The organism is Pseudoflavonifractor phocaeensis (assembly GCF_021531815.1).
GTDB classification, from domain to species: Bacteria; Bacillota; Clostridia; order Oscillospirales; family Oscillospiraceae; genus Lawsonibacter; species Lawsonibacter phocaeensis_A.
This window is the reverse complement of sequence record NZ_JADYUM010000007.1, coordinates 1-18,934: the sequence shown is the minus strand read 5'-3', so window position 1 is coordinate 18,934 and position 18,934 is coordinate 1. Positions and strand designations below refer to the sequence as shown.

The window sequence follows — 18,934 nt, the reverse complement described above, 5'->3', positions numbered from 1 at the left end:
TTTTGCGCCGGATCTGAAACCGAACTGTAACCATTTTGCCACCGTCCCGTAACGGTTCCGATACGATGGTAACACCCCGCCGTGCTATACTGTAAGTACAATCCGGGAGCATATCAGTCCATCTTGTTGAAAGGAGGTCTCCCCCATGAAAAAACTGCTGCTGACCGCGATGATCGCCGCCCTGCTTGTGATGCCCCTGGCGGGCGTCGCCCTGGCCCAGACGCCGGAGGCCTCCGCCCCCGCCGGGACGGCCCAGGAGCCGGCCTTCGACCCCGGCTGCGTCCCCGCCGAGACGGACGCGCTGGCGTCCATGACCCCCGCCCTCCACGCCGTGGTCCTGGCCATGCTCCACCAGGAGCAGGACCGCTTTTCCCCTGACAACGGGGAGCTGGTCTGGGAGTCCCTGTACAACATGCTCTCCCTCTACGGCCAGCTGGACGAGCGCTCCAGCTATGTGAACGGGGACCTGGTCCTGCCTGTGGAGACGGTCCTGGACTTCTCCTCCGCCCTCACCCCCAGCCTGGAGGACCTGGTCGCCCTGCCCGATGACCTGTCCGACCGGATGGTGTACGCCTCCGAGATCGACAGCTACCGCCTGGCCTGCGGGGACGACGGTCTGGCCCAGATCCGCCTGGAGTCCAGCCGCAGCCAGGACCGGAGCCTGGAGCTCACCGGCGACCTGGTGTATCTGGTGGACGGCACCTCTCTGGCCCGCTTTCAGGCCACCCTGCAGCCCGGGGATAACCTGTTCGGCTACGCCATCACGGCCCTGGAGCTGCTGTAACCCCTCCATTGGCAAAAGGAGCGCCCCGGGCGCTCCTTTTTTATGGGTATAATCCCCCTGTCCCATGGCTATATTTTTCCCGGGCCCTTGCGCTTCCCCGCCGCCGTGATTATAATAAAGAACAAATCGCAAAATTGATTCGAGGTGCCATTCCATGGAACTGAACATACAAAATTACATCCGCCCCGGCAAGCGCGCCCACTTGGTGGGCATCGGCGGAGTGTCCATGTCCCCCCTGGCCGAGGTGCTCCACGGGGCGGGCGTGGTCGTCACCGGCTCCGACATGCGGGAGAGCGCCGCGGTGGACCACCTGCGCGCCCTGGGCATTCCCGTGACCATCGGCCACCTGCCCCAGAGCGTGGCGGGAACGGGCTGCGTCATCCGCACCGCCGCCGTCCACGATGACAACCCGGAGATCGCCGCCGCCCGGGCGGCGGGCATCCCGGTCTTTGAGCGTGCCCAGGCCTGGGGCGCCCTCATGACCCACTACAAAAACGCCCTGTGCGTGGCGGGCACCCACGGCAAGACCACCACCACCTCCATGTGCACCCACATCTTCCTGGCCGCCCAGCGGGACCCCTCGGTGATGATCGGGGGCGTGCTCCCCGCCCTGGGCTGCGGCCACCGGGTGGGCAAGGGGGACACCATCATCCTGGAGTCCTGCGAATACTGCAACTCCTTCCTGTCCTTCTTCCCCACCGTGGCCGTCATCCTGAACGTGGAGGCCGACCACCTGGACTTCTTCAAGGACCTGGAAGACATCAAGCGCTCCTTCCGCAAATTCGCGGAGCTGGTGCCCGCCGGCGGCTTCGTGGTGGCCGACCGGGACGATCCCCACACCATGGACGCCCTGGAGGGGCTGGACCGGCAAATGGTCACCTTCGGTCTGGAGGAGGGGGACGTCCACGCCGCCAACCTCACCTGGGTCAACGGCTACGGCTCCTTCGACGTGATGGCCCGGGGGGAGAAGTTCGCCCATGTGGACCTGTCCGTCCCCGGGGTCCACAACGTGCGCAACGCCCTGGCCGCCTGCGCCGCCGCCCTGTGCCTCAACGTCCCCGCCTCCGCCGTGGAGGAGGGCCTGAAGGCCTTCCACGGGGCGGGCCGCCGCTTTGAGAAGAAGGGGGAGTACAACGGGGCCATGGTGTACGACGACTATGCCCATCATCCCGACGAGCTCCACGCCCTGCTCACCACCGCCAAGGGCCTGGGCTATGACCGGGTGGTCTGCGCCTTCCAGCCCCACACCTACACCCGCACCGCCGCCCTCTTCGACCGGTTCGTGGAGGAGCTGAAGCTGCCCGACGTGACCATTCTGATGGAGATCTTCCCCGCCCGGGAGCAGAACACCCTGGGCATCTCCTCCAAGGATCTGGCGGAGAAAATTCCCGGGGCGGTCTACTGCGCCACCCTGGAGGAGGTCGCCGCCCGGCTGCGGGAGGTTGCCCGTCCCGGCGACCTGGTCCTCACCGTGGGGGCCGGAGACATCTATCTGGCCGGGGAGGCCCTGGCGGCAAACAACTGACATGGGAATACGAAGGCAGGGCGGCCCTGTGGGCCGCCCTGCTTTCTCGTGATCACAGCGATGTTTACAGGTTGCTGTCCAGCACCTGGGTGAAGGCGTTGGGGGGCATGACCCCTACCTTCCGGTCGATCTCCTTGCCGTCCTTGAAGAAGATGACGGTGGGGATGGACATGACCCCGTACCGGATGGCCAGCTCCTGCTCCTCGTCCACGTTCACCTTGCCCACGACGGCCTTGCCCTCGTACTGCTTGGCCAGGTCCTCCACCAGGGGGCCCAGCATCCGGCAGGGGCCGCACCACTCGGCCCAGAAGTCCACCATCATCAGTCCGCCCTGAGACAGGGCCTTGTCAAATCCCTCTTTGCTGAAGTGTACCAGCATACGATTCACGCTTCCTTTCTTTTGTCCAGATATTCACAGGCGGACAGGGCGGCCACATGGCCCTCCCCCACCGCCTTGGCCGCCTGGAGGGGCAGCCCGGTACAGTCCCCGGCGGCAAACACGCCGGGCAGGTTGGTGGCCATGGCCCGGTCCACCTTGATGAAGCCCCCCTCTGTCTCCAGGCCGGGGAGCAGATCGGCGGGGGCCACCGCCTCCCGGAGGATGAACACCCCGGCGCAGGGGAGGTCGGCCCCGTCCGCCTCCAGGGCGGTGACGGTCTGGGTCCCCTTGACGGCCAGTTTGTTGGCCTTCACCCAGGGGATGGCCCGGTCCAGTCCCTCCGGCTCCCGGGCGGACACATAGGTCACCTGGCAGCCGATGCCGTGCAGATAGTTGGCCTCCAGGGGGGCGTCCTTGCTCCGGCCCACCACGGCCACGGGCTTGCCCCGGTAGAGCATCCCGTCGCAGGTGGCGCAGTAGCTCACCCCCCGGCCCAGGAACTCCGATTCCCCGGGGTACTTGGCCTGGCGCACCACGCCGGGGGCCAGGATGAGGGCCTGTCCGTCGCAGACCTGGCTGCCCACGGTGACCATGAAGCCGTTCCAGGCCATGACCGAGAGGGCCCGTCCGGTGAGGAAATCCGCCCCCAGTTCCTCGGCGTGGGCCCGGAAGGTCCCCACCAGCTCCGCTCCCGTCCGGCCGGGCAGGCCCAGGTAGTTGTCCACCCGCTCCGCCTTGGCCAGCGGGCTGTCCCGCCAGGGGTTGCCGATGACCAGCACGGTCTTGCCCCGGCCCCGGGCGGCCACCGCCGCCGCCAGCCCCGCCGGACCGCCCCCCAGCACAATGATGTCATAGCCCATGGTCCCGCCTCCTGTCTGTCTCATACACATCCTCTATTATACCTGTTTTTTCGCCCCGCGCAAGGCCCCCGCTCCCGATTCCTGTCGTTTTGCCTGAAAACCCGGTTTTCCTGCGTTTCTTTCTTCACATTCTGACAGAAGGCGGGGAAAAGCCAGGAAAACCTTGCATTTTATAGCGGGACTGGTGTAAAATAAGACAATCCTATCGACACAGCGGCCTCCCCGCTGTGTTTCCCCTTTCTATCCGGATTTGACGGGCCGGTTTCGGTCCGGGATTCGTATTACTTCAAGACAGGAGGGTCCCACACATGTCGGAAGAGATCAAAACCACCGCCGGCGGCGCCGAGAGCGAGGCTGTGGAGAGCCAGAACTTCATTCACCAGTTCATCCAGGAGGACATCGCCGAGGGCGGCCGCTTCGCCGGGATGCAGGTCCACACCCGTTTCCCGCCTGAGCCCAACGGCTACCTCCACATCGGCCACTGCAAGGCCCTGATCATCGACTTCGGTTCCGCCGAGAAGTTCGGCGGCATCTGCAACCTGCGCATGGACGACACCAACCCCGCCAAGGAGGACACCGAGTTTGTGGACGCCATCCAGGAGGACATCCACTGGCTGGGCTTCGACTGGGGGGACCGGTTCTTCTACGGCAGCGACTACTTCGAGAAGACCTACGAGCTGGCCGTGGGACTCATCAAGAAGGGTCTGGCCTACGTGTGCGAGCTGACCCCCGAGCAGTTCCGGGAGTACCGAGGCGACGTGAACACCCCCGCCCGCTCCCCCTGGCGAGACCGGCCCATTGAGGAGAACCTGGACCTGTTCCAGCGGATGAAGAACGGGGAGTTCCCCGAGGGCAAGTATACCCTCCGGGCCAAGATCGACCTCAGCAGCGGCAACTTCAACATGCGGGACCCGGTGCTCTACCGCATCCGCTACATCGAGCACCACCGCCAGGGCACCAAGTGGTGCATCTTCCCCATGTATGACTTCGCCCACCCCATCCAGGACGCCCTGGAGGGCATCACCCACTCCCTGTGCTCCCTGGAGTATGAGGACCACCGCCCCCTGTATGACTGGGTCATCAACAACACCGACGTGCCCAACAAGCCCCGGCAGATCGAGTTTGCCCGGCTGGGCATCAACTATACCGTCATGTCCAAGCGGAAGCTGCGCAAGCTGGTGGAGGAGAAGTACGTCTCCGGCTGGGACGACCCCCGGATGCCCACCCTGTGCGGCCTGCGCCGCCGGGGCTACACCCCCGCCGCCATCCGCAATTTCTGCGACCGCATCGGCGTGGCCAAGAACACCTCCACCGTGGAGTATGGCTTCCTGGAGCACTGCCTCCGGGAGGATCTGAACGACCATGCCCAGCGGGCCATGGCGGTGCTGCGCCCCATACGCCTGACCATCACCAACTACCCCGAGGGCCAGAGCGAGGTCTTTGAGGTGGAGAACAACCCCAACGACCCCGAGACCGGCACCCGCCCCGTCACCTTCTCCAAGCACCTGTATGTGGAGAGCGACGATTTCCTGGAGACCCCCATCCCCAAGTATAAGCGCCTGTACCCCGACGGCCCCGAGTGCCGCCTGAAGGGGGCCTACCTGATCAAGTGCACCGGCTGCGTCAAGGACGAGGCGGGCAATGTGGTGGAGATCCTGGCCACCTACGACCCCGACTCCAAGGGCGGCAACCCCGCCGACGGCCGGAAGGTGAAGGGCGCCACCATCCATTGGGTGGACGCCGCCACCGCTGTGGACGCCCAGGTCCGGCTGTACGACAACCTGTTCTCCGACGCCGATCCCGACGGCGGCGACAAGAACTTCCTGGACTGCCTGAATCCCGGCTCCCTGGAGGTGCTGGAGGGCTGCAAGCTGGAGGCCTCCCTGGCCGAGGCCAAGCCCAGCGACCGCTTCCAGTTCCTGCGCCTGGGCTACTTCTGCGCCGACTCCAAGGACTCCAAGCCCGGCGCCCTGGTGTTCAACCGGGCGGTGTCCCTGAAGGACGGGTTTAAGCCAGGGAAATAATAGTGGTGGATACTTTTTCTTGTAAGAAAAAGCATCAAAAAGAACTTTGGCGCAAAACTGCGTTTTGCTTCCAAGAAAAACACGCCGTGTACGTCTCCTCGTACACGGCGTGTTCTGTTTTGCGGGATCATTTTAAAAAGCGGACCTACGGGTGATTACCGCTGCGTCTGCCCAAACCGTCCGACAGGGCGGGGCTTGCCCCCGCCGCCGGCGAGGAGAGCCAGGCGGCCCCATGGGGCCGCCCCTACGGCGCGCCCGGTAAAACCACGGCCCGCCGCATGGGATGCGGCGGGCCGTTATTCTTTCAAGCAGTTCCTCAGTGGGCGTGGGCCAGGGTGGGAGCCGCATCGGGCTGGGGCTCCCGGTGGGCGGCGTCCTCCTGATGGGTCAGGCCCTTGGCGTTGGCCAGCATCAGCTTGATCCGGTTTTCCTGGTTGATCTTGGTGGCGCCGGGGTCGTAATCAATGGCCACAATATTACTATAGGGATAGTCATCCTTCAATTTGCGGATCATGCCCTTGCCCACGATGTGGTTGGGCAGGCAGCCGAAGGGCTGGGTGCAGACGATGTTGGGGGTATCGGAATGGATCAGCTCCAGCATCTCGGCGGTGAGGAGCCAGCCCTCTCCCATCTTGTTGCCGTCTCCCAGATAGCCATGGACCAGCTTGTGCAGGTCCTGGAAGGTGCCGGGGGCGCGGAACCGGCCGGATTGCTCCAGGGCGGCGATCATGTCCCGCTGGCAGGCCTCGATATAGGACATGAAGACCTTACAGCCGTACTTTTTGATCCACTTGCCGCCGTATAGGTCCACGTCGGCCACCCGGTTATAGATCTTGAAGATCATAAAGTCGGTGAGGCCAGGGACCACAGGTTCCACCCCTTCGGACAGCAGGAACTGCTCCAGGTGGTTGTTGCCCAGGGCGGAGAACTTCACATAGATCTCCCCCACGATGCCCACCCGGATCTTCTTCTCTCCGGCCACGGGGATGGCGGCGAAGTCGGTACAGATCTCGTCAAAAATCCCCCGCATCTGTTTGCGGCTCATGCCTTTGCCCGCCTGGAAGCGGTCCACCAGTTCCTGGGACCAGTGGTCCACCATGGCGTCGGTGGCGCCCGCCTCCACCTCGTAGGGGCGGACCTGGTTGGACACCCACATGATGAGGTCGCCGTACATCATGCCGTAGACCAGCTTGCGGATCAGACTCACAGTGAGGTGGAAGCCCGGGTTCTTCTCCAGGCCGAAGGAGACGGAGATGACGGGCACATAGTCCATCCCCGCCTTGGCCAGGGCCTTGCGCAGCAGGTGGATGTAGTTGGAGGCCCGGCAGCCGCCGCCGGTCTGGGTGATGAACAGGGCCACCTTGTGGGGGTCGTAGCCCCCGTGCTTGATGGCGTCCATGAACTGGCCGATGACCAGCAGGGCGGGGTAGCAGGTGTCGTTGTGGACATATTTCAGGCCCTCGTCCACCACCGCCCGGCCGTCGTTGTTCAGCTGGGCCACCTTGTAGCCCTCCAGCTCCAGCAGCTTGCGGAACATGCCGAAGTGGATGGGCAGCATCTGGGGCATGAGGATGGTGTACTCCTCCTTCATCTCCTTGGTGAAGAGAAGGCGGCCGTTTTCGTCATACACAAGTTTTGCCATTTCTGTGTTCCTTTCCCGTGGGGCGTGACCACTGGGCACGCCGCTGATCTGGGGTACGGCGCGCAGGGGCCGTCGCGCCCCACAAAAAATCAATTGGTCTTCCGCGCCTCGATGGCGGCCATCAGGGAGCGGATGCGGATCTTGACAGCCCCCAGGTTGCTGATGTCGTCGATCTTCAGCTGGGTGTACAGCTTGCCGCCCCCCTCCAGGATGGAGCGCATCTCGTCGCCGGTGATGGCGTCGATGCCGCAGCCGAAGGACACCAGCTGGATGACCTCCATATCAGGCTGGGTGCAGACATACCGGGCGGCGTTGTACATCCGGGCGTGGTAGGTCCACTGGTTCAGGACGTGGCGGGGCGCTTTGTCCTCCAGGTAGGCCACCGCGTCCTCGGTGACCAGGACGAAGCCATAGGAGGTGATCAGGTCGTTGATGCCGTGGTTGATCTCCGGGTCCATGTGGTAGGGCCGGCCGCAGACCACCAGGATGGGGCGGCCCTCTGACCGGGCCTGGTCGATATACTGCCGGGCGGTGTCCCGCAGATCGTCCTTATAGGCGTCGTAGGCGTCGTAAGCGGCCTTGACGGCGGCGGCAGTCTCCTTTTTGGGGATGCCGAATTCCGTCAGGAACCAGTCGCAGGCCCGCTTCTCAAAATCGCGGGGGCGGTGCAGGCCGAAATAGGGGTTCAGGTACCGGGTCTGCTTCAGGTCGGGGATATTGGCGGCCAGCAGTTCCGGGTAGTAGGCCACCACGGGGCAGTTGTAATTGTTGTCGCTGACCCCTTCGTTGAAGTTATAGGGCATGCAGGGGTAGAAGATGGCGTCCACTTTCTCCTCCACCAGGGCCTCCACATGGCCGTGGAGCAGCTTGGCGGGGTAGCAGACGGTGTCGGAGGGGATGGTGCGCTGGCCCTTCAGATAGAGCTTGCGGCTGGACTCGGGGGACAGGACCACCTCAAAGTTCAGGCGGGTGAGCAGCTCGAACCAGAAGGGCAGGTTCTCGTACATGTTCAGGCCGAAGGGGATGCCGATCCTCCCTCGGGCGCCGCTGCCCGTTCCCTTGCCCTGCATGGCGCGCAGCTTGTGGTACTTGTACCGCATCAGGTCGGGCTGGCGGCTGGGCTCCTCCCCCAGGGGGCGGGAGCAGCGGTTGCCCGACACGAACCGCCGCCCGCCGTCAAAGGAGTTGACGGTGAGGGAACAGTGGTTGGTGCACAGGCCGCAGGTGGCGGGCCGGGCGGTGTGGGTGAAGCGTTCCAGGTCCCGGGCGGTGAGCAGGGCGCTCTTTTCCAGGTGCAGGTCCCGGGCGGCCAGGGCGGCGCCGAAGGCCCCCATGATGCCGGCGATGGTGGGACGGGTGACCTCCCGGCCCAGCTCCTGCTCAAAGGCCCGGAGCACCGCGTCGTTGTGGAAGGTGCCGCCCTGGACCACGATATGCTTGCCCAGGTCGTCGGCGGAGGCGGCCCGGATGACCTTATAAATGGCGTTCTTTACAATGGAGGTGGACAGGCCGGCGGAGATGTCGGCCACGCTGGCCCCGTCCTTCTGGGCCTGCTTCACGCTGGAGTTCATAAAGACGGTGCAGCGGGAGCCCAGGTTCACCGGCTTCTCCGTGAACAGGCCCAGCTTGGCAAAGTCCGCGATGTTGTAGCCCAGAGCCTTGGCGAAGGTCTCGATAAAGGAGCCGCAGCCGGAGGAGCAGGCCTCGTTGAGCATGATGGAGTCCACGGCTCCGTTGCGGATCTTGAAGCACTTCATGTCCTGGCCGCCGATGTCGATGATGAAGTCCACGTCCGGCTCAAAGTGGGCGGCGGCCTTGTAGTGGGCCATGGTCTCCACCAGCCCCAGGTCGCAGGAGAAGGCGTTTTTAATGAGGTCCTCGCCGTAGCCGGTGACAGCGGCGCCCTTGATCTGGATGCGGCCGCCGCACATGGCGTAGATCTTTTTCAGCTGCTCCAGGACGATGGCCACGGGGTTGCCCTGGTTGGAGTGGTAGTAGGTGTACAGCAGGCCGCCGTCGGCGGTGATAAGGGCCAGCTTGGTGGTGGTGGACCCGGCGTCCAGGCCCAGCCAGGCGGGGCCGGAGTAGGTGTTGACGTCCACCTCCGGGGGCTTGTTGGCGTTGTGCCGGGCGCAGAAGGCGTCGTACTCCTCCTGGCTGGCGAACAGGGGGGGCATGGTGTCCACCAGGGTGGTGGTGTCCACGCTCTCCTCCAGCTTTTTCAGGGCCTCCTCAAAGGGGATGGGCTGGTAATCGGTGGCGCACAGGGCGGCGCCCATGGCGGCGAAGCAGTCGCCGTCCTTGGGGAACACGGCGTGGTCCCCGTCCAGCTTCAGGGTCTCCACAAACCGCTCCCGCAGGCCCATGAGGAAGTGGAGGGGGCCCCCCAGGAAGACGATCTTCCCCTTCAGCTCCCGGCCCTGGGTCAGGCCGGCCACCGTCTGGTCCACCACCGCCTGGAAGATGGAGGCGGCCACGTCCTCCTTCCGCCCGCCCTGGTTCAGGATGGGCTGGATGTCACTCTTGGCGAAGACGCCGCAGCGGGAGGCGATGGGGTAGATCTTCTCATGCTTCAGGGACAGGGCGTCCAGCTCCTGGACGGACACGTTCATCAGGGTGGCCATCTGGTCGATGAAGGCCCCGGTGCCTCCGGCGCAGGAGCCGTTCATCCGCTCCTCCAGGGCGCCGCCGAAGAAGATGATCTTGGCATCCTCGCCCCCCAGCTCGATGACAGCGTCCGTGTCGGGGATGTATGTATTCACCGCCGCCGCGGTGGCATAGACCTCCTGGACAAAATCGATGCCAGAGGCGGTGGCCACCCCCAGTCCGGCGGAGCCGGTGATGGTGACCTTGATATTCTGGCCGGAGAGCATATCCGAAATGGAGCGGAGGGTCTCGCAGGCCCGCTCCCGGGTCTTGGAATAGTGCCGCTCGTAGGAGCGGAACAGCAGCTTGTTCTGTTCATCCAGCACCACCACTTTCACTGTGGTGGAGCCGATGTCGATTCCGACGCGCAAACTCATAATTGATAACTCCTGCTTTCATAAAAGCGCATAAGGGCAGTCTTTCTTATTATGATAGTTTTTTCCCCCGTCAAAAACAAGAAATTTAACGGTTTCTTAACGCACGGATCGAAAGGAAAAACGAAACCTTAACGGCGAAAAAATCAGCGTTTTTACCATATCATGGTGGAAAATATGAAAAATATGGCATTTTTGTAAACAAAGCAGCCCCGGCGGAGGCCCGCCGGGGCGTGTTCGCGGTTTTGTGTTGTACGGCTTACCGGGCCGGACCCAATTCCACTTGCAGAGTGTCCCCCGGAGCCAGGGGGATATGCTCGTCAAAGGCAAACCAGAGGGAGGCGGCCTCTGAGGAACGCAGGGTGAGGGAGACGCTTTCCCCGTTGAGGCTCACCCGGAGCCAGCGTGCCAGCTCCGCCCGCTCCTGGGGAGCGGCGGCCAGAAGGCCGCCCAGTGCGGTCCCCAGCTCCGCCTCCGTGTCAAACCGGAGGATCAGGGACCCATAGCCAACCGACAGCTCCTCCAGGGCTCCTGTCTGCCCGGTCACATCCGCGAAGGCGTTTTCGCCGCCGTTGGAGGGGCGCATCTGGGGGCGGGTGACGGTGGCCCGCAGGTCCACCTCCGGGGAAGAAGCGGCCCTCTGCTCCGGAGAGAAGGTCAGCCGGGCGTTCCAGTCAAACTCCGGCAGACGGCAGCCCCCCGTCCCCCGGTCCGTGCATCTCCAGCTGCCGTCCTCCTGCCGCTCCAGCATGTACTCCAGTTCAAAGAGCCAATGGCCCGCCCAGTCGCCCCCGGTCTGGTAGTCAATGCCAGCCCCGGCCATCCAGGAGACGGTGTTGGGCTCCGCCGGGTCCACGGCCAGGACGATCCTGGCCACCGCGCCGGTATCCCGTTGCTACTCGACGGTATAGCCGGCCAGCCGGGCGTAGGTGACGTACTGGGGGTGGCCCTCGCCCAGGGACAGGTAGTACCGGGCCAGGGCCTCGCCGTAGGCCCTCACCGCCTGCTCCGGGCTGTCCGCCGGGGCGGGGACCACCGGGTCCAGCAGGTCCCGGAGATTGCTGACCACCACATCCCGGACATAGTCTTCGTCCACGATGTCAACCCCCTCCTGCCCCGGCTCCAGCAGGAATTCCCACAGGACGGTGGACCAGCTTTGGACCTCTCCCTCCCGCTCCACAGTCAGCAGATGGAGCGTGGGTCCGTAGGGGTGGAACAGGCCGTTTTCATCGGCGTAAGCGCCCCCGGCCCAGCCCGCCCGGGACAGGTCGTCGATGGACAGGCCGTAGTCCAGGCAGTACAGCTTCACCGTGCCCGCTTGCAACAGGTCCGGATAGGAGGACAGCAGGCGGAATCCGGTGAGCTGGACGCCGGTGTATTGGGCTCCGCTGAAGTCTGCCAGCCACCGGTTCTGGGCGGCCAGCTCACTGGCCAGCACCCGGTCCACCGCCGCCCGGATGGGGTCCAGGTCGGCGCTGTTCACCGTTTCACCGGGCCGGACCCCTTCCGGTTCCGGCTCCTGTTGGGTAGAAGCGGCTCTGTTCCGCTCCTGCTGCTCCTTCGCCAGGGACATCAGCGAGGCGGGCACGCTGCCCTCCAGTACCGCAATGGCGGTATACTCCTCCGCTCCGATCCCGGCGGGCGTCACCACATAGGTCCCGCCGTTCTGCATGGAAAAGTAGTAGCTTTCACTGAAACCGGTCCCGGAGAGGGTGATGGTGTAGGAATCAAAGGGCGCCTTGTCCAGATCCAGGTCCTCCGGCAGGTTCAGCAGGTCGCGGGCCTGGAGCAGCAGTTCCCTGGCCTGCTGAAGCAGGTCATCGTCTGTGATGGGCTCGGGGTAAGCGAGGCTGGAGATAGGAGGCATCCCCACGCGGATGGCCTGGGCTGAAGCCGCTTGGTCGCGAAATTGGGGATACTCATTGCCGGGAGCCTCCCCCGCCTCTCCCCCCGCGAAGGTGAACACCGCCGCCAGAGCCACCGCCGCCAGGGCGGCAAAGAGGGCGGTCTTCTTCGTCTCGGGCTTCCTCACCAGCAGAGCCACCCGCTGCTGGACGGTTTTCCTTCCCTGGGCCATGGCGGTGGAGCAGGACAGCAGGTCTCCCGGCCGCAGGGCGCGGCGGGCCACCATGTCCACCAGGGTGCGGCCGTAGGGGATGCGCTGGTCCTCCCCCAGCCGGGCCACCGCACCCTCGTCGCAGGCCAGCTCCCCGTCCCGCTTGGACAGGGCCGCCGCCAGCCACACCAGGGGGTTGTACCAGTGGAGGGCCAGGGCCAGACAGCGTAGAACGGCCCAGGCGTGGTCCCGGTGGGCCCAGTGGGTCAGTTCGTGAGCCAGCACATGGCGCAGGGTCTGTTCGTCCTCCAGCGTCTCGTGAGGCAGATACATGGCTGGCCGGAACAGGCCGAACAGGCAGGGAGACAAAATACATTTTGTAGTATAGATGCGAAGATTTACATGTTGGACTGAAATTCCCCGCCTGCTCCGGGTCAGTCGGAGCCAGAAGCACAGGTTGCTCAGCAGGATCACGCCGCCGGCGAGGACGGCTCCCCAGCCCCAGACAGCCAGGATGGTGTCCTCCACGGTAAAACCGCCGAAATAGACCTTGATGCTGCCGGTTTCCTGGTCCAGTACAGGGTACCAGCTCGGTTCGTCAGAGAGGACGGTGCCGTCCTCCTGGATGTGGAACCCGCTGCCCTCAAAGTGGTCGGGGGAAATCAAGGCATATCCCATAGCGGTGTCCGGAGTCAGAGGCCGCTCTAAAACGCCCGGCATCGTGGGTACCAGATCGGTGGCATTGGCGTCCGGGGAGGGCAGGAAGGACAACTGGAACGGCACCAGCAGCCGCGCCAGCACCACCGCCCACAGGGCGTAGCGGTTGATGCAGGACAGTCTGCCCCGGGTGCAGAAGCGGACCGCCAGCACCGCAAGGATCAGCAAGGCGGAGGTAATGGCCCACTGGGTCAGCAGCTGTAAATTCATTTCGCGCCCTCCACCGCCTGTCTCAAAATTTCGTAAAGCTCCCGGATCTCCGCCTTGGTCAGGGCCTTGTCCTGGGCCATGGCGGACACCATCAGCCCCACGCTGCCCCCGTACACCTTGTCCAGAAAGGACCGGGTTTCCCGCAGGACCGCCCCTTCCCGCTCCACCGCCGGGAAGTAGTGCCGGGTGCGGCCCTCCACCTCGCAGCGGACCAGGCCCTTGTCCTCCATCCGCCGCAGGGTGGTGATGGTGGTGCTCTTGGCCCAACCCAGCCGCTCCCCCAGCGCCGCCACCAGCTCCATCACCGTCTGGGGCGCCCGCTCCCACAGGCAGTCCATCACATACCACTCGCTGTTGGTCAAGGTCAGCTCTTCCATCTTCCGATTCCTCCTTGGTCTACTTTGTAAACCTATCATACCATAGCCGGTCTACTTTGTAAACCATTTCCCCGAATTTTTCTTCCGTCCGGAAACGCCACAAATTTTTCCTCCCATCTTGCGAAAAGCAGCGCTTTCCCTTATGATGGTGGGGAGGGAACAAGGAGGGGTTGTATGAAATTCTCCAACTGGCGGGAGCTGCGGCTCAACGCCTGGCAGCGCAGGCTGCTCATTGGCCTGGCCGTGGCCGTGACCAGCCAGCTCTACCTGTCCGCCTGGGCCGAGGGCTTCCGGATGTCGGCCTCGGCCATCGTGTACCCCATTCTCCTGGTGGTCATGATGCGGGACAGCCACCGGCCGGACACGGGACTGGTCGCCGGCCTGTGCGTCATGGTCCTGCGGGTCCTCATCGACCTGCTCCGGGGTATGGCCCTGGCGTCCGCCCTCCTCATCGAGTATCCGGGAGGTATTTTTTATCTCTGTTATGACGCTCTGTTGTGTATTTTAGTCCGGGACCGCCGGGCGGCCTCCCTGTCCCGGCTTTGGCTCTCCTTCTTTTTGTGCGACCTGCTGTCCAACCTGCTGAACCTGGCCCTGTCCAGCCGCCTGGCTTTTCGGTCTATCCAAGTGGAGGGCATCACCCTGGCCTGGGTGGCCCTGGCCCGCTCCCTGGCGGCGGTGCTGATCCTGTGGACCATCTGGCACTACCGGCAGCTGCTGCTTCAGGAGGAACACGAACACCGCTACCGCCACCTCTACCTGATGACGGCGGAGCTGAAGACCGAGCTGTACTTTTTGCAAAAGGACGCCGAGGACGTGGAGGCGGTGATGGCCCACGCCTACCAGCTATACGAAAAGCTGGTGGCCCAAAACGCCCCGGAGGAGTTCACCGCCCTGGCCCTGTCCATCGCCCGGGACGTCCATGAGGTGAAAAAGGACAACCTGCGGATCATCCGGGGCATCGAATCGGAGGTGGCGGGGGCCTACGGCGGGGAGACCATGTCCCTGTCCGACCTGCTCCGGATCCTGGAGGTGTCCACCCGCCAGTTCCTGGGCAGCCAGCGTGCGGACATCCGCCTGGAGTGCCGGTACGCCCGGGACCTGCCCATCAAGGCCCACTACCGGGTGCTGTCCGTGCTGAAAAACCTGGTGACCAACGCGGTGGAGGCCATTCAGGCCGCCAGCGGCCGGGGCACCGTCCAGGTGGACTGCCGGACCGAGGGGGAAAACCTGCTCCTCCAGGTCCGGGATGACGGCCCCGGCATCCCGGAGCGGGCCATGAAGCTGCTGTTCCAGGTGGGCTATTCCACCAAGTTCGACCCCGACACCGGAGACATCAACCGGGGCGTGGGCCTGCCCGCCGTCCATTACACCGTGGAAGACCTGGGCGGCGACATCCAGGTCCAGTCCCAGCCGGGCCAGGGGGCCTGCTTCCAGGTCTCCCTGCCCCTGGCCGCCGTCGCAGGAGGAACGCCATGAGGATCTATATCATTGAGGACGACCTCACCGTCATTGGAATTTTAGAGGACATCGTGGAGGGCAGCGGTCTTGGCACGGTTTGCGGCGCCACCGACGACGGTCCCCCCGACCTGGAGCGCATCCTGGCCCTGGCCCCCGACCTGATCCTGGCGGACCTGCTCATGCCGGGCAAGGACGGCATCCAGGTGGTCCGGGAGCTGCGGGAGATGGGCTGCGCCGCCAAATTCATCATGATCTCCCAAGTCTCCTCCAAGGAGCTGATCGCCAAGGCCTACACCGCCGGGGTGGAGTTCTTCATCCAGAAGCCCATCAACCTCATTGAAGTGCGCCAGGTGATCCAGAACGTGACCCGGCAGCTGGAGAATGAGCGGGCCCTCCAGGCCATCCAGAGCGTCTTCGCCAACCGGACCGCTCCGGCCCCCGCCCCCCGGGAGGACCCCTGGGAACGGGAGCGCCGCCGCATCAAATATATCCTCAGCCAGCTGGGCATGGCCGGGGAAAAGGGTTCCCAGGACATTACCGGCCTGTGCCTGCTGCTGCTGGAGCGGGGGCAGACCGCCTCCCAGGTGGGTGTGAGCACCCTGTGCGCCCAGCTCAGCGACGCCCCCAAGACCCTGGAACAGCGGGCCCGACGGGCCGTGGAACGGGGCTTGAGCCACATCGCCAGCCTGGGTCTGGAGGACTACAACAACGAGTTTTTTGTCCGCTACTCCGCCCGGCTGTTCTCCTTCCAGGAGGTCCGGGCCGAAATGGACCACCTGCGGGGCAGGGGCCCCGGCGGCAAGGTCAATCTGAAAAAATTTCTGGACGGTCTGCTGATCCTGGCCGAGGAGGAATAGACCGGCGCGGTATAGGAAAACCGGGTCTCCGCTTCACGCGGAGGCCCGGCTCTTATTTTTCTTCCGGTTTTTCGTCAAAACCGTCAAAGATTGGGAAGCCAAATTGTGCTATTCACAAAATATTTACAGGGCTTGTTTGTTTTTGAAGGTTTTTGAAGCTATTCGCTTAAAATAAGCACACTTGATAGAGCTGCCGGCGGAGCCGGACATTTTGGAGAAAGAAGGAGTTCCCCCTATGCTGCAAATCAATCTGGATATGTACCAGACAGCCGGAATCGCAATGCTTCTGTTTGTTCTGGGCCGGTTCCTGACCAACCGGATCGACTTCCTCAAGCGCTGCTGTATCCCCGCCCCGGTGGTAGGCGGCCTGATCTTCGCCATTGTCCACCTGGTTCTCTATATGAGCGGGATCATTGAGTTCACCTTTGACGCCAACGTCAAAAACTACTTCATGACCCTGTTCTTCACCAGCGTGGGCTACACCGCCTGCTTCCGCCTGCTGAAAAAGGGCGGCCCCAAAGTCATCACCTTCCTGCTGATCTCCATCGTCATGGTCTGCCTGCAGAACGTGCTCAGCAGCGTACTGGCCGGCGTGTTTGGCTGGGACCTGCGCCTGGGCCTGTGCACCGGCTCCATCCCCATGGTGGGCGGCCACGGCACCGCCGGTTCCTACGGACCCATGATGGAGGATATGGGCATTGCCGGCGCCAACGTCATCGCTGTCGCCGCCGCTACCTACGGTCTGGTGGCCGGCTCCCTGATGGGCGGTCCCACGGCCCGCAGCATCATCAACAAATACAATCTGCACTCCACTGAGACCGACAACGGTCTGTCCGTTGACAGCGAGGAGTCCGCCGAGGACCTGGCCAAGGCCGAGCGCGTGGATGCCGAGGCCTTCACCAACGCCGCCATCCTGCTGATCGTGGCCGCCGGCCTGGGCACCCTGCTCACCGCCGCCCTGAACAACATCAACATCGACATCGGCGATTTCCACTTCACCTTTACCTTCCCCACCTACATCGGCGCCATGCTCATCGCCGCCATCATCCGCAACGTCTGCGACGCCAAGCACATCGTGATGCCCTCCAAGGCCCTGGACCTGTGGGGCAACGTGTCCCTGTCCATCTTCCTGGCCATCGCCCTGATGTCCGTCTCCCTGTGGCAGTTGGCTGACGTGGCCGGCCCCATGATCGTCATGCTGGTGGCTCAGACCGTTATGATGTTCCTTATGGCCCGCTTTGTGGTATACAACATCATGGGCCATGATTACGAGGCCGCTGTTATGTCCGCCGCCTTCTGCGGCTTCGGCATGGGCGCCACCCCCAACGCCATGGCCAACATGCAGGCCGTCACCAAGCGCTACGGCCCCGCCCCTCAGGCCTTCTTCATCGTCCCCCTGATCGGCTCCCTGTTCATTGATTTCTTCAACGGCCTGATCCTCACCGGATTCCTGAACATTCTCCCGATCTTCGGCTGATTTTTCTCATCTCTCCCTTATATAGCGGAAGGGCGGCCCCCACACAGGGGCCGCCCTTCCGCATTCCGTTTTCTTTATTCCGCCTGATTTTCTTCCGCCTGTCGGCGGGCGGCTTTCTTCCGCTTGGCGGCCATATACCGGTCTTCCTCGCTGAAGATACAGCCGCAGTATTTCTGCATATACATGCCGTGCGCCCGGGCAAATTCCTGCCCCTCCTGGAACAAGGGCCGGAAGTCCCGGTATAGAAACTCCACCCCGTACTTCTCTCCCATCTCCCGCGCCGCCGCCGCAATGGCCTCGTGCCGCTGATAGGGGGAGATAAGCAGAGAGGTGGTGAAGCTGTCATAGCCGTTCTGGGCGGCGTATTTCGCCGTCTCCTCCATGCGCACCCGGTAGCAGTAGGCGCACCGCCCGTCAATGTTGTCTGCCACATGAGTGACAAAGGTCCGCAGATCGTAGGTGCCGCCGATGACCAGCTTCATCCCGATCTCCCTGGCGTAGTCCTCCAGGGTATGCTTACGGGCCTGGTACTCGGTGTAGGGGTGGATATTTGGATTGTACCAGAACCCGGTCACCCCGATCCCCTCCTGGCGCAGCACCTCGATGGGCCGGTTGGCACAGGGAGCGCAGCAGATATGCATCAGTGTATTCACGTTTTCTCCTCCTCCACGGGCACAATATCCGTTTCCAGCCCTTTCCGCAGGGCGTAAGCCAGGGTCTGGGCTGTCCCACCCTTGGGAACGCCGTCATAGACCGCAATAAGCCGGCTGGAATGGTCCACCATGTAGCGGTTGCGGCGCATCATACAGTAGCGGTCGTAATGGTGCTGGACCAGCGTCTCATAGTTGCAGCGGTCCAAAATGGACTCATAGCGCCGCTTTTCCTCCGCGGCCCAGGAATCTGCCTGGGTCTCACAGGGCCGGGCGCACTCCAAGGTGACCTCCGGATGGCGCTCCCGCAGGGCCAGCACCGCCTCGGCAAAGTAAAAATCGGCCCCCTGGGCCATGCCGCTGATGAAATGGCGAAAGCCAGCCTGGTAAGCGCGGTCCAGCGCTGCCTCCAAATCCCCTTTCAATAGGAGGCACCTGGGATCGGCCTCATCCCGCCCCCAGGGCAGCTTATCGGGCCGGTGTCCGGTAAAGCAGCAGGTATCCGTACGTTCCAAGCACCGTCACCCTTTCCTTTTGATACACGGAGATCACCCATATTGTAGTATAGCCCCGGCGCAAAGTCAACAAAAAATAGAAAATATGTTCTATTTTTAAGCAATAAAAAGCGGACAGAAAGTTCTGTCCGCTTTGTGTTGGCGTTACCTATTTTCCCGGCCCGTCTCCAGGCAAGTATCTTCGGCAGAAATGAGCTTAACTTCCGTGTTCGGAATGGGAACGGGTGGACCCTCATCCTAATCAACACCAACTATTTTAATCACTTTCGCGACTAAAACCATATTCAATTATTCTCACTTGCTTAAGTGGTGACCCGTACGGGAATCGAACCCATGTTTGCGGCGTGAGAGGCCGCCGTCTTAACCGCTTGACCAACGGG

15 protein-coding genes and 1 rRNA gene are annotated in these 18,934 nt (G+C 63.4%); 6 read left to right on the top strand and 10 right to left on the bottom strand.

Annotated features, from left to right (window positions below; genetic code table 11):
* Nucleotides 1-145: 145 nt before the first annotated feature.
* Both I6E42_RS05765 and murC read left to right on the top strand, forming a co-directional pair.
* Nucleotides 146-784, top strand: a complete 639-nt coding sequence (locus tag I6E42_RS05765; protein ID WP_235370979.1) for a hypothetical protein — start codon at nucleotides 146-148, stop codon at nucleotides 782-784.
* Between the two features lie 154 nt (nucleotides 785-938).
* On the top strand, nucleotides 939-2,309 hold the full coding sequence (murC, locus tag I6E42_RS05760; protein ID WP_235370978.1) for a UDP-N-acetylmuramate--L-alanine ligase: 1,371 nt from the start codon (nucleotides 939-941) through the stop codon (nucleotides 2,307-2,309).
* A gap of 64 nt (nucleotides 2,310-2,373) precedes the next feature.
* Here murC and trxA read toward each other — a convergent pair whose 3' ends face one another.
* Together trxA and I6E42_RS05750 are read right to left on the bottom strand one after the other, a co-directional pair.
* Complete coding sequence (gene trxA / locus I6E42_RS05755) at nucleotides 2,374-2,688, bottom strand: thioredoxin (protein WP_235370977.1); 315 nt, start codon at nucleotides 2,686-2,688, stop codon at nucleotides 2,374-2,376.
* Nucleotides 2,689-2,693: 5 nt separating this feature from the next.
* A complete protein-coding gene (locus tag I6E42_RS05750; RefSeq protein ID WP_235370976.1) occupies nucleotides 2,694-3,572 on the bottom strand; it encodes an NAD(P)/FAD-dependent oxidoreductase in 879 nt (292 codons plus the stop codon).
* Between the two features lie 284 nt (nucleotides 3,573-3,856).
* On the opposite strand from I6E42_RS05750, the gene I6E42_RS05745 reads away from it, so the two are divergent.
* Nucleotides 3,857-5,572 (top strand): glutamine--tRNA ligase/YqeY domain fusion protein, encoded by a 1,716-nt coding sequence (locus I6E42_RS05745; RefSeq protein ID WP_235370975.1) that lies wholly within the window; start codon nucleotides 3,857-3,859, stop codon nucleotides 5,570-5,572.
* A gap of 316 nt (nucleotides 5,573-5,888) precedes the next feature.
* Here the strand turns inward: I6E42_RS05745 and I6E42_RS05740 are convergent, their stop codons facing one another.
* From I6E42_RS05740 to I6E42_RS05720, 5 genes are all read right to left on the bottom strand, one after another.
* Nucleotides 5,889-7,214, bottom strand: coding sequence for a 2-hydroxyacyl-CoA dehydratase (locus tag I6E42_RS05740; RefSeq protein ID WP_268841906.1), 1,326 nt, complete (start codon nucleotides 7,212-7,214; stop codon nucleotides 5,889-5,891).
* Between the two features lie 89 nt (nucleotides 7,215-7,303).
* Nucleotides 7,304-10,237: an acyl-CoA dehydratase activase gene (locus I6E42_RS05735; RefSeq protein WP_268841905.1), complete on the bottom strand. Its 2,934-nt coding sequence runs from the start codon at nucleotides 10,235-10,237 to the stop codon at nucleotides 7,304-7,306.
* 256 nt (nucleotides 10,238-10,493) lie between these two features.
* A complete protein-coding gene (locus tag I6E42_RS05730) occupies nucleotides 10,494-11,111 on the bottom strand; it encodes a hypothetical protein (protein ID WP_235370974.1) in 618 nt (205 codons plus the stop codon).
* Between the two features lie 18 nt (nucleotides 11,112-11,129).
* Complete coding sequence (locus tag I6E42_RS05725) at nucleotides 11,130-13,217, bottom strand: M56 family metallopeptidase (protein WP_235370973.1); 2,088 nt, start codon at nucleotides 13,215-13,217, stop codon at nucleotides 11,130-11,132.
* A complete protein-coding gene (locus tag I6E42_RS05720) occupies nucleotides 13,214-13,594 on the bottom strand; it encodes a BlaI/MecI/CopY family transcriptional regulator (RefSeq protein WP_235370972.1) in 381 nt (126 codons plus the stop codon). Before I6E42_RS05720 ends, I6E42_RS05725 begins: the two co-directional genes overlap by 4 nt.
* Nucleotides 13,595-13,768: 174 nt before the next feature.
* Here I6E42_RS05720 and I6E42_RS05715 point away from each other — a divergent pair, with 174 nt between their 5' ends.
* The 3 genes from I6E42_RS05715 to gltS all read left to right on the top strand — a co-directional run bounded on the left by I6E42_RS05715 (nucleotide 13,769) and on the right by gltS (nucleotide 17,389).
* Entirely contained in the window at nucleotides 13,769-15,073 is a 1,305-nt protein-coding gene (locus tag I6E42_RS05715; RefSeq protein ID WP_235370971.1) for a sensor histidine kinase, read from the top strand.
* Nucleotides 15,070-15,912 carry a DNA-binding domain-containing protein gene (locus I6E42_RS05710; protein ID WP_235370970.1) on the top strand — a complete coding sequence of 281 codons (843 nt, stop codon included), beginning with the start codon at nucleotides 15,070-15,072 and terminating at the stop codon, nucleotides 15,910-15,912. The genes I6E42_RS05715 and I6E42_RS05710 overlap by 4 nt, the downstream gene beginning before the upstream one ends.
* Before the next feature lie 235 nt (nucleotides 15,913-16,147).
* A complete protein-coding gene (gltS, locus tag I6E42_RS05705) occupies nucleotides 16,148-17,389 on the top strand; it encodes a sodium/glutamate symporter (RefSeq protein ID WP_235370969.1) in 1,242 nt (413 codons plus the stop codon).
* 74 nt (nucleotides 17,390-17,463) lie between these two features.
* Here the strand turns inward: gltS and I6E42_RS05700 are convergent, their stop codons facing one another.
* From I6E42_RS05700 to rrf, 3 genes are all read right to left on the bottom strand, one after another.
* The gene (locus I6E42_RS05700; RefSeq protein WP_235370968.1) at nucleotides 17,464-18,042 is read right to left on the bottom strand and encodes an epoxyqueuosine reductase QueH; all 579 of its coding nucleotides are present in this window, start codon (nucleotides 18,040-18,042) and stop codon (nucleotides 17,464-17,466) included.
* Nucleotides 18,039-18,554 carry an SLOG family protein gene (locus tag I6E42_RS05695; protein ID WP_235370967.1) on the bottom strand — a complete coding sequence of 172 codons (516 nt, stop codon included), beginning with the start codon at nucleotides 18,552-18,554 and terminating at the stop codon, nucleotides 18,039-18,041. The genes I6E42_RS05700 and I6E42_RS05695 overlap by 4 nt, the downstream gene beginning before the upstream one ends.
* Before the next feature lie 136 nt (nucleotides 18,555-18,690).
* Nucleotides 18,691-18,806: ribosomal RNA gene (rrf, locus tag I6E42_RS05690) — 5S ribosomal RNA — on the bottom strand.
* Nucleotides 18,807-18,934: the final 128 nt, after the last annotated feature.

Excerpts from the sequence above, each read along its gene's own strand:
- I6E42_RS05765 (WP_235370979.1), top strand. The coding sequence starts at position 146 with ATGAAAAAACTGCTGCTGACCGCGATGATCGCCGCCCTGCTTGTGATG.
- murC (WP_235370978.1), top strand. The coding sequence starts at position 939 with ATGGAACTGAACATACAAAATTACATCCGCCCCGGCAAGCGCGCCCAC.
- trxA (WP_235370977.1), bottom strand. The coding sequence starts at position 2,688 with ATGCTGGTACACTTCAGCAAAGAGGGATTTGACAAGGCCCTGTCTCAG.
- I6E42_RS05750 (WP_235370976.1), bottom strand. The coding sequence starts at position 3,572 with ATGAGACAGACAGGAGGCGGGACCATGGGCTATGACATCATTGTGCTG.
- I6E42_RS05745 (WP_235370975.1), top strand. The coding sequence starts at position 3,857 with ATGTCGGAAGAGATCAAAACCACCGCCGGCGGCGCCGAGAGCGAGGCT.
- I6E42_RS05740 (WP_268841906.1), bottom strand. The coding sequence starts at position 7,214 with ATGGCAAAACTTGTGTATGACGAAAACGGCCGCCTTCTCTTCACCAAG.
- I6E42_RS05735 (WP_268841905.1), bottom strand. The coding sequence starts at position 10,237 with ATGAGTTTGCGCGTCGGAATCGACATCGGCTCCACCACAGTGAAAGTG.
- I6E42_RS05725 (WP_235370973.1), bottom strand. The coding sequence starts at position 13,217 with ATGAATTTACAGCTGCTGACCCAGTGGGCCATTACCTCCGCCTTGCTG.
- I6E42_RS05720 (WP_235370972.1), bottom strand. The coding sequence starts at position 13,594 with ATGGAAGAGCTGACCTTGACCAACAGCGAGTGGTATGTGATGGACTGC.
- I6E42_RS05715 (WP_235370971.1), top strand. The coding sequence starts at position 13,769 with ATGAAATTCTCCAACTGGCGGGAGCTGCGGCTCAACGCCTGGCAGCGC.
- I6E42_RS05710 (WP_235370970.1), top strand. The coding sequence starts at position 15,070 with ATGAGGATCTATATCATTGAGGACGACCTCACCGTCATTGGAATTTTA.
- gltS (WP_235370969.1), top strand. The coding sequence starts at position 16,148 with ATGCTGCAAATCAATCTGGATATGTACCAGACAGCCGGAATCGCAATG.